The organism is Romboutsia sp. Marseille-P6047 (genome assembly GCF_900604535.1).
In the GTDB taxonomy this organism is placed as follows: domain Bacteria; phylum Bacillota; class Clostridia; order Peptostreptococcales; family Peptostreptococcaceae; genus Romboutsia_E.
Window position 1 is genome coordinate 73,398 of record NZ_UWOT01000006.1, and the last position, 13,296, is coordinate 86,693.

Annotated in this window: 13 protein-coding genes and 1 tRNA gene; 3 read left to right on the plus strand and 11 right to left on the minus strand. The window is 28.1% G+C overall.

The features are described 5' to 3' along the window. Window positions 1-59 precede the first annotated feature (59 nt). From EIH23_RS07930 to EIH23_RS07940, 3 genes are all read right to left on the minus strand, one after another. Window positions 60-527: a hypothetical protein gene (locus EIH23_RS07930; protein WP_122639721.1), complete on the minus strand. Its 468-nt coding sequence runs from the start codon at window positions 525-527 to the stop codon at window positions 60-62. Window positions 528-895: 368 nt separating this feature from the next. Beyond that, the gene (locus EIH23_RS07935) at window positions 896-1,282 is read right to left on the minus strand and encodes a MerR family transcriptional regulator (RefSeq protein WP_122639723.1); all 387 of its coding nucleotides are present in this window, start codon (window positions 1,280-1,282) and stop codon (window positions 896-898) included. Between the two features lie 116 nt (window positions 1,283-1,398). Continuing rightward, entirely contained in the window at window positions 1,399-2,523 is a 1,125-nt protein-coding gene (locus EIH23_RS07940; protein ID WP_122639725.1) for an aldo/keto reductase, read from the minus strand. Between the two features lie 236 nt (window positions 2,524-2,759). On the opposite strand from EIH23_RS07940, the gene EIH23_RS07945 reads away from it, so the two are divergent. Beyond that, window positions 2,760-3,326, plus strand: coding sequence for a cupin domain-containing protein (locus EIH23_RS07945; protein ID WP_122639727.1), 567 nt, complete (start codon window positions 2,760-2,762; stop codon window positions 3,324-3,326). Between the two features lie 110 nt (window positions 3,327-3,436). Here the strand turns inward: EIH23_RS07945 and EIH23_RS07950 are convergent, their stop codons facing one another. Together EIH23_RS07950 and EIH23_RS07955 are read right to left on the minus strand one after the other, a co-directional pair. Beyond that, complete coding sequence (locus EIH23_RS07950; protein ID WP_122639728.1) at window positions 3,437-4,780, minus strand: MATE family efflux transporter; 1,344 nt, start codon at window positions 4,778-4,780, stop codon at window positions 3,437-3,439. A 198-nt stretch (window positions 4,781-4,978) separates the two neighbouring features. Next, on the minus strand, window positions 4,979-5,788 hold the full coding sequence (locus tag EIH23_RS07955; RefSeq protein WP_122639730.1) for an HAD family hydrolase: 810 nt from the start codon (window positions 5,786-5,788) through the stop codon (window positions 4,979-4,981). A 329-nt stretch (window positions 5,789-6,117) separates the two neighbouring features. Here EIH23_RS07955 and EIH23_RS07960 point away from each other — a divergent pair, with 329 nt between their 5' ends. Together EIH23_RS07960 and EIH23_RS07965 are read left to right on the plus strand one after the other, a co-directional pair. Then, window positions 6,118-6,345 (plus strand): hypothetical protein, encoded by a 228-nt coding sequence (locus EIH23_RS07960; protein WP_122639732.1) that lies wholly within the window; start codon window positions 6,118-6,120, stop codon window positions 6,343-6,345. Between the two features lie 158 nt (window positions 6,346-6,503). Next, a tRNA-Asn gene (locus tag EIH23_RS07965) sits at window positions 6,504-6,579 on the plus strand. A gap of 34 nt (window positions 6,580-6,613) precedes the next feature. Here EIH23_RS07965 and EIH23_RS07970 read toward each other — a convergent pair. From EIH23_RS07970 to EIH23_RS07995, 6 genes are all read right to left on the minus strand, one after another. Beyond that, window positions 6,614-7,555, minus strand: coding sequence for an ABC transporter ATP-binding protein (locus EIH23_RS07970; RefSeq protein WP_122639734.1), 942 nt, complete (start codon window positions 7,553-7,555; stop codon window positions 6,614-6,616). Next, entirely contained in the window at window positions 7,548-8,630 is a 1,083-nt protein-coding gene (locus EIH23_RS07975; RefSeq protein WP_243113353.1) for an ABC transporter ATP-binding protein, read from the minus strand. The genes EIH23_RS07970 and EIH23_RS07975 overlap by 8 nt, the downstream gene beginning before the upstream one ends. Before the next feature lie 8 nt (window positions 8,631-8,638). Further along, window positions 8,639-9,652 (minus strand): ABC transporter permease, encoded by a 1,014-nt coding sequence (locus EIH23_RS07980; protein ID WP_122639738.1) that lies wholly within the window; start codon window positions 9,650-9,652, stop codon window positions 8,639-8,641. Beyond that, entirely contained in the window at window positions 9,645-10,598 is a 954-nt protein-coding gene (locus tag EIH23_RS07985; RefSeq protein ID WP_122639740.1) for an ABC transporter permease, read from the minus strand. The genes EIH23_RS07980 and EIH23_RS07985 overlap by 8 nt, the downstream gene beginning before the upstream one ends. A gap of 84 nt (window positions 10,599-10,682) precedes the next feature. Continuing rightward, a complete protein-coding gene (locus EIH23_RS07990; protein ID WP_122639742.1) occupies window positions 10,683-12,305 on the minus strand; it encodes a peptide ABC transporter substrate-binding protein in 1,623 nt (540 codons plus the stop codon). A gap of 184 nt (window positions 12,306-12,489) precedes the next feature. Continuing rightward, window positions 12,490-13,095, minus strand: coding sequence for a DUF3786 domain-containing protein (locus tag EIH23_RS07995; RefSeq protein ID WP_122639744.1), 606 nt, complete (start codon window positions 13,093-13,095; stop codon window positions 12,490-12,492). Window positions 13,096-13,296: the final 201 nt, after the last annotated feature.

Below are 13,296 nucleotides of genomic sequence, written 5' to 3' on the forward strand. Positions count from 1 at the left end.
ACTACTATTTTTTTTTTAACTTAAGATATTGATATTTCAATGAATTTAAATGTTTTACATTATATACTAATCATTTTATCTTGTATAAATTTTATAAATTCTTCTTCTATTTTATTAAACTTCTTTGTTTTTGAATATATAAACCAGGTATTTCTTGTTATATTTTTCCCTCTAGAATCTAATAAAGAATACAACTCTAAATTATATTTATTTTTAAACTCATCAGCTAAAAAGCACGTGGTATATCCAAGGCCTTTATCTATTAGCTTCCACGCAAAATCAATATAACCAGAGAACATACCTTTGTGTTGATTTTCTTTATACCTTTCATTCCGACACTTATTAAGTATTTCTATACTCTTATAATTACTTTTATAGTCAATACGTTGCATTTGAAGAAGTTTATCTATATCAATAGTATATTTAGATACTATATATGCTTTATCTTGTTTTACTAAAACCTTATTTACTGCCCCTTCATAATCTCCGCATACAAATCCTAATGCTAAACTATCTTCACCTAACATTCTAAATAAATTATTGCTTTGTTCATTTACAATATCAAAACTTACCCCAGAATGATCCTTAGAGTAGTCAAATAGTTTTCTTCATATAGATAATATGATTTACTTATATCATCATCTAAATCATTCATTTTTTTATATACTCATATTTATATGCGAAATTCTCTTTTTTAGCTTTAGCTTGCTTAATTTGAGTTTCATCTAATAATTGTGGTCTATCTGTTAACCGTGTTGCTTCTTTTCCACAATTAGGGCAAAATTTTGTTTCTTCTTTAGACTCTACTCCTCAACTACTAAAAAACCACTCAATTACATCTTACCTTAACGTAATTGAATGGCTTTTATACTATTATGAATTTATATGAAACTTACTAATTATCATTCTTTCTTAACTTTTCTTCATGTAGTAAAACTCTATCTTCATATCTATCAATTTTATTATCTAAACGATCTAAAATTAATTGCATTTCTTTAATTTTATCAGCTAACTGATTTCTTTGATCTATAAGTAGTTCTTTTCTAGCTTTAATAGTATTGTTTCCTTGTTTAAATAAAGTAACATATTCAATTAATATTTCTATAGATAATCCCGCACTTCTCATACACTTTACAAATTCAACCCAGTTACAATCTTCTTGAGTGAAATCTCTAACTCCACTAGATTTTCTATTTACAGGAGGTATTAAACCAATCCTTTCATAGTAACGAATTGTGTCTGCTGAAATTCTATACTTTTTACTTACTTCTGTTATTGTCATAAACTGCACTCCTTTTTTATTAACTGATTGATGTATTGATATGATAGGTTATGTTCTTCACATAATTTTACCATAATATCCTACTTTAAATAAATATACTTCTATCAATTTTATATTTATTCTTCACTTTCAAATGTTTTAGCTACATCTTTTAAAAATTCTGTGATTTTTATATGTTGAGGACAGCTTCTTTCACACTTATTACATTCTACGCACTCTGATGCTTTTCCATATCTCTTTGTAAGATTTTTATAGTATACTCCTTGTGTGGAAAACCCTCTATTAAATTCTTGTTTTTCAGTATTATAAAGCGCAAAATACTGTGGTATTGGTATATTTTTGGGACAACCTTCTACACAATATTGACATGCAGTACAAGGAACTACTATTGAATTATTAATCATATCAACTGCTTTATTAATTATATCGAACTCTTCATTATTAAGAGCTTTAAAGTTTTTCATATATGCTGTATTGTCTAATAATTGATCCATAGAAGACATTCCACTGAGAACCATTATTACATTTTCATGACTTGCAGCAAATCTAATTGCCCAAGAGGTTACTGACATATTTTCATTATAATTTTTAAATAAATCTTCTACGTATTTAGGTACTTTAGCAAGTGATCCACCTTTTACTGGCTCCATAACTATAACTGGCTTATTATGTTTTGTCGCTACTTCGTAACATTTTCTAGACTGAATACTTTCATTATCCCAATCTAAGTAATTAATCTGTAATTGAACAAATTCTACTTCTGGATGCTCACTCAATATCTTATCTAATAAATCAGCACTATCATGGAATGAAAATCCTATATGTTTTATTTTTCCTTCTTCCTTTTTATTTTTTATAAATTCAAAAGCATTAAATCTTTTTGCTGTTTCATAATTTGTAACCCCTAAATTATGAAGTAAATAGTAATCAAAATAATCTAAACCTGTTTTTTCTAATTGCTCATTAAATATTCTTTCTAAATCTTCTTGATTCTTCAAAAACATAGTAGGCATTTTTGTTGCAACAGTAAAACTTTCTCTTTTATGTCGCTTTACTAATGTTTCTCTTAGTATATTTTCACTTTCGAAGTTATGGTACATATATGCCGTATCAAAATAAGTAAATCCTCTTGCTATAAAAGTATCTACCATCTTATTTACTTGTTCTATATCTACATTTGATTGATTATTTTCATCTATAAGCGGTAAACGCATAAATCCTAATCCCAATTTTTTTGCCATACTTTAATCCCCCTTTGTATGAATTTATTTATATCTTACAATATTAATCTTAGTACTTAGAGTTAGCTCTAAGTCAAGTAAATTTCATATTAATCTAGATTTTACTTATACTCTTTTTTATCCAATACCTAATATCTCTAAATATACTCAGTATATTTACATATTTATAATAATCTTTATCATACAATATTTTAGAGTCTAAAAATTTTTAAAGTATTTAAAAGGAGTAACTAAGTATGTATTATAATCTTATAAGATTATATAATTATTACAGTAATTCACAAATATATAACAGATATCCATATTTTGCATGGTCAAATCCACAAATGTTTTATATGTATCAAAATAATCTATGGAATGAGAGAGAAATCGATCAGCCTAATACTGAAAAGAATAGTATCAAGCTAAGTGATTATGGACCCGAACCACTTGTAGTAAATCTTGAAAATGCTGCTGAAAAGAATAATAGATTTAGAACAGTAATCTGGACAGGAAATAACTTACAAATTGTATTAATGAGCATTCCAGTATCATACTCAGTAGATCCTTACCTAACAAAAACAAGTGATCAATTTATACATACATCATCTGGTACAGGACTTATAAAAATCGGTACTAGTCAGAATGAACTCGATTATCAAACATACATTAATAAAAATTCATCTGTTATAATACCTTCTTGTAAGTGGGTCACTATCTTAAACTTAGGAAATGTTCCACTTAAACTTTATATAACATATGCACCACCTGAATTCGCAAATAACACTATGCATGAAACTAAAACAGATTCACTTAAAAAATAAATACTGGATGGTTATATAACTTTATAATTGATATAAAATACCCATACATAATTATATATAATTATGTATGAGTATTTTACTTTTATATACATATTCAATTGAAAACTATATTATTCATATCTAAAATTTTTACTTAACCAGTTACCTTTAGAGTAGTAAATAATTGTAAATATATTTGTAACTATCCATGTAATAGGATAGCTTAAGTAAACAATATTTATATCTTTATAATGAGATATCATAACACTTAGCCATAATATTCTAAGTCCACACATACATATAGTTCCAATTATCATAGGAATAAATGTTTCTCCAGCACCTCTCATTACGCCCATTAAAACTTCATTTATAGCATATATACTATAAATAGGTACTATCCAATATATAAACTTACTACCTTCATTAATTACATCTAAGTCTTTAGAGAAGATTCTTATAATATCACTTGCATTAAATAATATTATACTTCCTATGATAATAGTCAAAGAAACGCATATTATCATACTTATATTTTTTCCTAATTTTACTCTATCAAATTCACTTGCACCTACATTTTGACCTACAAAATTTGATACAGCTAAAGCAATAGCTGAAATTGGCATATATATAAATCCTTCAATCTTATAATATATTGTATATCCTGCCATTACATTTAACCCAAATATATTTACCTTTGATTGAACTATTGTATTTGCAAAGCAAACTAAAACTGACTGTATACCAGTAGGTATACCTATTAATAAAATTTCTTTAAGAATCTTAAAATCTATTTTTATTTTATTAATAAATAATTTATACACTTCACTAGTTTTTATAAGCTTAATTAAAATTAATATAGAAGAAACAAATTGTGCAATAGTTGTTGCCATTGCTACTCCTGCTACACCAAGTTTAAATACAACTGCAAATACTATATCTAAAATTATATTTGTAATTCCTGATATTGCAAGGTAGTATAGAGGTGTCTTGGAATCTCCTACAGCCCTTAATATACCACTCCCCATATTAAATATCATCATAGGTATCATGCTTATAAAATATATCTTTATATATGTAATTGAAAATGTCAATACATTATCTGGTGTATTTATCCATCTTAAAAACATACCACCAAACGTTAAGCCTAAAACCATAAGTAAAAAGCCAGATATTAAACTAAGCGCTATTATAGTATGAACTGATTTATGTATTTTATCTTTATCATTTTTCCCAAAAGATTGAGAAATAATAACACTTGCTCCATTCGATATACCTATAAAAAAGTAAATCATAAATACTACTATTAAATTACATGACCCTACTGCCGCTAATGCATTTGCACCTACATATCTACCTACTATTGCAACATCTACTGTATTATATAGCTGTTGAAAAAGATTAGATATTAGTATAGGAATAGCAAATAAAGTAATCTGCTTTGCTATATTACCTTCAGTCATTTGATTACTTGTCATCTAAAATCCTCCCAATAAAAATAAAAAGCCAATGAGATTTTTAACTGTATAATTTGTAAAATCCCTTTGACTTTGATAATATTTCTCAATTATTAAATAATATATCATATTGCTTAAACTTATTCAATGTTTTTCTAATTAATAAAGTGATCTGCATAAAAAGTACTAAATTTTCATGAATCTCACTTTTTCATTTATTTATAAAGCATTTTCTTTTTGTAGTATATATTTTTCAATCCCTAAAGCTACACCATCATTATAAACTGTGTCTGTAATTTCTTTTGCATACTTTTTAACGTCATTATTAGCATTCCCCATTGCTATACCACACCCAACTGTTGATAGCATCTCGATATCATTTTCTCCATCTCCAAATGCATAAGTATTTTCTATAGGTACATTAATATATTCTAATGCTTTTAATATACCTGCTGCCTTTGTACTTTCTTTAAAGTACAATTCAAGATGTATCTGATTTATACTACTAAAATATCCATACTCTGGAAAATTATTTATAAACTTTACACATTTATTCATAGTATCCTTGCTAAGGCATAGCATCTCAACTTTATGAATATCAAGCTCTTCTAGGTTGTATTCTCTCTTAAAATACTTTTTAGACATACCCACTTTATCATAAAAATCATGTAATTCTTTATGTTCATTTTTTACATATGAGTATTTTTCACCTTCTAATACATATTGAATATTATCTTGATCTAATTTAGATACTAATTCTTTGATAAATTCATTATTCATAGGCTTACTATGAATCGTTTTTCCATCTATCATTACATGAGCACCATTAGCTAAAACAAATCCATCAAAACCAAAATCTCTTATTTCTTTGCTTAAAAAAGCATACGGCCTTCCTGTTGCAATAAATACATAATCTCCTCTTGATTGTAAATTACGTATTACTTCTTTTACCTTTGGTGTAATATCTCTAATACCTGCAAAACAATCTATTAAGGTTCCATCTATATCTAAAAATACCGCTTTTCTCATAATAATCCCCCTTCATTATTAGTCATTATCATTTTATATTTTGCTCTCTCTTTTACTATTTTATAGAAATAGAACTTTCTTGTCAATTTGAGAGGATTCCGCTAAAATAGTATTTACTATTATCATATATAGAATAAAGGGGAGTTTATATAAATAAAGTGAAAAAATATAGTTTAATATTTATTTTTATAATATTTTTAGGGATTGAATTATCAGTAAATTTTCTATTTAAACAAATGGATTCAAAGTTAACATCAATAGTAATGTATAATAATTCAATTAAAATCATGAACTCTATTTACAATATAGAGGATATAACCAATGTATAGTTGCTTGATAAAGTAATACTTTCAGGAGGTTCAGGTAGTAATACTCCTAATACCAATAATGGATTTTATAAAGTTAATGGAGATAATTTTAAATCCAAAGTATGTATCCATAATAAAGTAAGCCCTTTTATAAGAGTTACTACTAAAGATTTGGTAATTATTTTTAATGAAAATAATTCAAATAAAACTAATGCAATTTATAAGGAGTTAGTAAAATTAGTAAAATAAGATAGTTTATAAAATAAAGTATATTTTAATAGTAAAAAGATCATCTTATATTGCTACTCATTAGTTTGTAATATAAAATATTAATAAAATTAAATAAACTAGTTAAAATAATAACTGTAAGGGACAGTTAAAAAATTTCTATTTTATATAAAATATTTGGGAATATGGCTCAGTTGGTAGAGCAATTGACTGTTAATCAATGGGGCACAGGTTCGAGTCCTGTTATTCCCGCCAATAAAAAAACTCTTAGTTTAAACTAAGAGTTTTTTTATTTTGACTTAGCCACACTCACCCATTTTTTTAACTCCTCTTTTGTTGCTAAAACACTATGTGTACCTTCAATTAAATGCTCTACACCTTTAGAATAATCAACACCTTCTTCCTTTGCATCGTAACTAAATGTAACACGTTGTTTTTCAACAATAGGATTTGGAGAAGGAATAGCACTTAATAGTGATTTTGTATATGGATGAATAGGATTTGAGAATATCTCCTCTGTAGTACCAGTCTCTACAATATAACCCAAATGAAGAACTCCAATACGATCAGATATATACTTAACCATACTCAAATCATGTGCTATAAATAAATATGCCGTGTTAGTTTCTTTTTGAATTTTCTTCATAAGATTTACAACTTGAGCTTGTATTGACACATCTAGGGCAGATATTGCTTCATCTGCAATGATTAAATCAGGGTCCATAATCAAAGCTCTAGCAATTCCTATACGTTGTCTTTGCCCTCCAGAAAACTGATGAGGATATCTATATGCATGTTCTTTGCTTAATCCTACTTTTTCTAATATATTATATACTTTTTCATCTCGTTCTTGTTTTGATGCACACATTTTATGAATATCTAGTCCTTCTCCAATAATATCTAATACTTTTTTCCTTGGATTTAAACATGCCATAGGATCTTGGAATATCATTTGCATCTTAGTTCTAAGTATTTTTATTTCCTCATTACTCATTTTTCCTGATATATTTTTTCCATTAAATATTATATTTCCTGATGTTGGCTTATATAATCTAATTATGCTACGTCCTGTTGTAGATTTTCCAGAGCCAGATTCTCCAACAAGTCCATAGGTTTCTCCTGGATATATCTCAAAAGAAATACCATCTACTGCCTTTACCGTAAATTTACGATTAACTTTAAAGTGTTGCTTTAAATTTTCAACTATTAATAGTGGTTCCACATTACTCACTTAGACCAGCCTCCTTTCTCATTTTAAGTAGGCGTTTTTTTAAAGATTCTGGCATTTCTATATTTGGTGCATTTTCATGACATAACCAGCTAGCTACACGATGAGTTCCTCCTACATTAAATATTGGGGCTTCTTTTCGATAATCAATATTTAATGCATAAAAGTTTCTAGGAGCAAAGGCTTCACCATCTATTTTTTGTATAAGATTAGGAGGTGTTCCTGGAATAGTGTATAACTCATCATCTTCCGTTTCTAAATCAGGCATAGCGCTAAGTAGCCCCCAAGTATATGGATGTCTTGGATCATAAAATACTTCTTCTATACTTCCTTTTTCAATAATTTTTCCTGCATACATAACAGCAACATAATCGGCTACCTTAGCTACAACTCCTAAATCATGAGTAATATATATTACAGATAAATTTCTTTCCACTTGAATTTTTTTAATAAGTTCAAGTATTTTAGCTTGTATTGTAACATCTAAGGCTGTTGTTGGTTCATCACAAATCAATACCTCAGGCTCACAGCTAAGTGCAATAGCTATGACTATTCTTTGGCGCATACCACCACTTAATTGATGTGGATAATTTTTCATACGTTTTTTAGCATCTACAATTCCAACTTCCTCTAAAAGATTTACTGCTTTATTAAAAGCTTCTTCTTTTGATAAATGATGATGATATATCATAGCTTCCATAACTTGTTTTCCTATTGTCATAGTAGGATCTAAGCTTGTCATAGGATCTTGGAATACCATTGCAATACGTCTACCACAAATATTTTTCCCCATCTCTTTTTTACTTAATTTGACTATATCTTCTACAACTAAGTTACCATCATTTTCTTTATCATATGTAAACTCAATCAATCCACTTTTAATCACTCCATTTGAGCTTATATTTCCCATAATTGCCTTTGTTGTTACTGATTTACCAGAACCTGATTCTCCGACAATGGCTATAGTTTCACCTTTGAATAAATCCAATTTAATACCTCGAATAGCATCTATCATTCCTCTTCCTGTTTTAAAAGATATTGAAAGATCTCTAATTTTTAATACTCTTTGTTTTCCCATAATAACACCTACATTTCTTTCATTTTTGGATCAAACGCATCTCTAAGTCCATCAGCCATAAGGTTAAAACTTAGCATCAATAAAGCAAGAATTATAACTGGAATAATAACCATATATTGAGATACTAAAATAGATTTATATCCTTCATTAATAAGTGTCCCAAGTGATGCAGTAGGAGCTGGTATTCCAAGACCTATAAAAGCTAAGAATGCTTCATAAAATATTGCATTTGGTATAGAAAACATTGACATAATTATCAATTGACCAAAAATATTTGGAAGAACTTCTTTAAATATTATGAAAAAGTCACCTGCTCCAAGAGTTCTAGATGCTAAAATAAATTCTTGTTCTTTTATTTTTAAAACTTGAGCTCTTGTAATACGAGCCATGCCAATCCATCCAGTTAGCATTAAAGCTAAAATTATTGTATATAAAGAAGGCTTAAATATTAGCATTAATAATACTAAAATTACTAAACTTGGTATACTATTTATAATTTCTTGGAAACGTTGCATTACATTATCTACAACACCTCCAAAATATCCACTAATAAGCCCATATAACATTCCAATAAAAATATCAATAAACACAGCTGCTATTGCAACATATAAAGAAATTCTACAACCTGACCATACACGAGTCCATAAATCACGTCCTAGTGTATCCGTACCAAAATAATGATATGTATCTTTAAAATCAGGGTTATCATATTTATTTACATTATTTACCTCACCATCAAATATACCAATTTTCTCTATAATAGGAATTCTAGGTGCCATTGATTGCTCACTAGTTGAAACTTTATCAAATTTATATTTACTAATCATAGGACATATAATAGCAAGAGCAACAATAACTAAAATACATATACCACCAATCATAGCTCCTTTATTATCCGTAAAACGATTTAAAACATCTTTAAAAAAAGGAGTATCAGGAATAACTTCATCTTTATTAATATCATGTTTATCTCTAACTAACTCAAAATCATCATTTTTAAATTCATATTTTTCACTACTCATTGCTACTCTCCTTTCCTAGTCTAATTCTTGGATCTATTATTCCGTATAAAATATCAACTAATAACATAATTACCACATACATAACACTGTATATAAAAGCTACTGCCATTGTAACATTATAGTCATTTACAGTTATAGCTTGAACTAACAAACTTCCAAGACCTGGAATACCACATATTTGTTCAATTACCATACTTCCTGTCATAAGGGCTACTAAAATTGGCGCAAGAACAGTAATTATAGGAACAAGAGTATTTCTAAGAGCATGTTTTTTTATTAATGTTCTTCTGTCTAATCCCTTAGACTCTGCTAAAAGTATATAATCACTTTCCATAACTTCAATCATCTCACTTCTTGTAAATCTAGCTACATTAGCAATTACAGAAACAGAAAGCGCTATCACTGGTATAATTGCAGATTTTATTGGATGTGAAGAATTATAAAGTATTGGTAGTGCAGGCATTTTTACTCCAAATATAATAAGTAAAATTAAACAAAATACAAAAGATGGAATGCTAACACCAAAAACTGCAACTACTGTAGATAACGAATCCCAAACTGTATTACGATTAAGAGCTGCAAATATCCCTAATAAAATTCCTAAAATCGTACCTAATATTACAGCTGCTAATCCTATACCAAAACTAATTGATATACGAGGTAAAACAAGACTTGATACTGGAAGATTTCTTGAAATACCATAAGAAATTCCAAAATCACCACTTAACATATTTTTAAAATACACTACAAATTGCTCCCATATAGGTTTGTCAAATCCATATTTAGCATAAATTAAAGCTTTTTGTGTTTCTGTTAACTTTTCATCATTAAAAGGTGTACCTGGCATAAGTTTTAGCATAACAAATAGTACAAATACTATTATCATAAGTGTAATAGCTGACATAACTAATCTTTTGCCAATATATTTAAACGTCGATTTATCCATAAATTCCCCTACTTTCTATTCCTAATAAACAAACACATTATGGAAAAACACCACAATGTGTCTGTATATAATACTTAATTTCTATTACTCAACTATCTCAACATTTTTATAGATATATGGTACACCCACAGCATGAGTTTCAATACCTTTTACATTTTCGCTTATTAAGCTAGCTCCTCCAACTTGGAATATAGGAGCCACTGGATAGTCTTGCATACAGATACCTTCAGCATCTTTTAATAACTGCCATCTAGTTTCCATATTTTGTTCATTGCTAGCTTCTTTAATCTTCTCATCATATTCTGCACTAGAGTAATCTCCATAGTTATATGAGTTACCAGTAGTCATTAAATAAAGATAAGTCGTAGGGTCAGCATAGTCAGGACCCCAACGAGTTAATGATATGTCGAAATCACGTGCTTTTTGCATTTCTATACGATTATTCTTTTCTTGAGCTACCATTTCAATAGTAAGCCCCTCAAGTGTTGATTGTAAATTAGATTGAAGGTATTCAGCTGCAGATTTTGCAGGATCTGCATTATCAAATAACATAGAAAGTGTAATTGACTCTACTCCTAATTCTTTAAGTCCAGCTTCCCAAGCTTTTTTAGCTTCTTCTACATTTGTTTCCATATAAGTAGGTGCTGTTTCTCTATAATCTTTTCCATCTGGACCTGTTGTAAGTTCAGTAGGAACAAAACCATTAGCAACTATAGAACCATCTTTTAATACATTATTTACTAAGTCTTCTTTATCAATTGCTAAAGAAATAGCTTTTCTAATATTAGCATTTGCTAAATACTCATTTGCATAGTTGTACTGGAAGTACCATAAATAACCTTCTAACACTTCTGTGTATGTACTTGAGCCTTTATATTTATCAACTAAATCTTTATTTAACTTAGTAAAATTAACGTCTCCACTTTCAAATGCTAAAGCAGAACTTGATAAATCTTTTACAATATTGAATACTAACTTATCAACCTTAACTGCATCTGCATCATAATAAGATTCATTCTTTTCTAAAACGTACTTACTACCAGTTTCCCAACTAGTCATTTTGTAAGCACCGCATGCAAGCATATTTTCTGGTGTTAATGCGTATTGATCACCTTTTTCTGTTGCAAATGCCTCATTTATTGGATAGAATACAGGAAAAGACATTAAGCTTTCAAAGTATGCACAAGGCTTAGAAAGTGTTATTTCTAAAGTAGTATCATTTATAGCTTTTACCCCTAGTTCACTTGCTTCTTTTTCTCCAGAAGTTACGGCATCTGCATTAGCAATACATGCTCCATCTTCACCATATAAATAATTGTACTCTGCATCAGCGCTTGAAGCTGTTCTTTGCCAAGCATATACAAAGTCATTTGCAGTTACTGTTGTTCCATTATCCCACTTAGCATCTTTTAACTCGTAAGTATAAGTTAATCCATCTTCACTTATCTTTGCTTTATCCTTAGCTAATGCAGGAATAATATTTCCGTCTGCATCTACTGTTAACAATCCATCAACTGTAGCTTGAATTGCCTCAAAAGATGATCCGTCTGTAGCATAGCTTGAATCCATCGATATAATATCTAATTCTTTTGCTAAAGTAACTGTTTTTCCATCAAATGAATCATTTGATGAGCTACAAGCGACTAAAGAAAATACCATTGTCAATGAACATAATGTTACTAATATTTTTTTTAATCTTCTTTTCATTGTACGTCCCCCTATTTAATATATATATTAATTGTATATTTATGTTTTAAAAAGGTCAATTATTTTTCTTAATTTTCTGAATTTTTATTAAATTTCAATTCTTTAGCTTTACTCTATATTAATACTAAAAGCCATAGGTATAATTAAGACTTTGTAATTATATCTATGGCTTATTATAATTTATTTAATTAACTAGTTTATTAGATATAGAATACCCTATTCCAATTACCGTTTCTATATGTACTAAATATGATATTGATGAGTCATATAAGATAGTAGCATTAGGTGAAATTTCATCGTCACCTTCCCATATTGCTATGCAGATACTTATTTTAGGAAGTATTTTAAATTCATATCCTTTATCACCTAATTTAATATATTTTGCTCCTAAGTTTACTACTCGTTTTTCAAATTCATCAATGTTATACCCAAATATATTTATAAGTTTTTTTATTGATGTATTATAAAAAGCTGGATAAAATAACGCCCCTCCATTTGGAATTTCTTTTAAGCTTACCCATTTATTAGTTTTGTTTATATTTTCAGTTGAGTATGTAAGATAGTTTAATATAATTATAGAGTCATCAATTAGTGGCTCATGTTTATCTTTTTCTCTATGTATTGTTTCAGTTTCAATGTCTAATATGTAATCTTCATTTAAAAAATTTACAATAAATTGCTTGCTTTCTTTGTTATACTTTACATCTAGCCTTTTTGATATATCAAATGGATCTAGTTTTTTTAATCTATACCATTCATTTTTATATGCAACTTTATAATTACTTTCCATATATAATCTCCCTTACCCCTATATAATAATTTTATAATTTTTATATTAATTCTTGTAACCTACGATATCCTTTCATAGTATCATCCTTCATTTTCTCGTTACATATAAAATAATTATTTTTCAATTTTACAATAATATATGTCTACTAGTAATATATTTTTCATATTGTTTTCTATGTTAATTTATTTATTTTATCAATAT

Bases quoted from the DNA above. Each gene is read 5' to 3' on its own strand.
- EIH23_RS07995 (WP_122639744.1), bottom strand. From the start codon at position 13,095: ATGGAAAGTAATTATAAAGTTGCATATAAAAATGAATGGTATAGATTA.
- EIH23_RS07950 (WP_122639728.1), bottom strand. From the start codon at position 4,780: ATGACAAGTAATCAAATGACTGAAGGTAATATAGCAAAGCAGATTACT.
- EIH23_RS07930 (WP_122639721.1), bottom strand. From the start codon at position 527: ATGTTAGGTGAAGATAGTTTAGCATTAGGATTTGTATGCGGAGATTAT.
- EIH23_RS07975 (WP_243113353.1), bottom strand. From the start codon at position 8,630: ATGGGAAAACAAAGAGTATTAAAAATTAGAGATCTTTCAATATCTTTT.
- EIH23_RS07985 (WP_122639740.1), bottom strand. From the start codon at position 10,598: ATGGATAAATCGACGTTTAAATATATTGGCAAAAGATTAGTTATGTCA.
- EIH23_RS07940 (WP_122639725.1), bottom strand. From the start codon at position 2,523: ATGGCAAAAAAATTGGGATTAGGATTTATGCGTTTACCGCTTATAGAT.
- EIH23_RS07990 (WP_122639742.1), bottom strand. From the start codon at position 12,305: ATGAAAAGAAGATTAAAAAAAATATTAGTAACATTATGTTCATTGACA.
- EIH23_RS07945 (WP_122639727.1), top strand. From the start codon at position 2,760: ATGTATTATAATCTTATAAGATTATATAATTATTACAGTAATTCACAA.
- EIH23_RS07980 (WP_122639738.1), bottom strand. From the start codon at position 9,652: ATGAGTAGTGAAAAATATGAATTTAAAAATGATGATTTTGAGTTAGTT.
- EIH23_RS07955 (WP_122639730.1), bottom strand. From the start codon at position 5,788: ATGAGAAAAGCGGTATTTTTAGATATAGATGGAACCTTAATAGATTGT.
- EIH23_RS07935 (WP_122639723.1), bottom strand. From the start codon at position 1,282: ATGACAATAACAGAAGTAAGTAAAAAGTATAGAATTTCAGCAGACACA.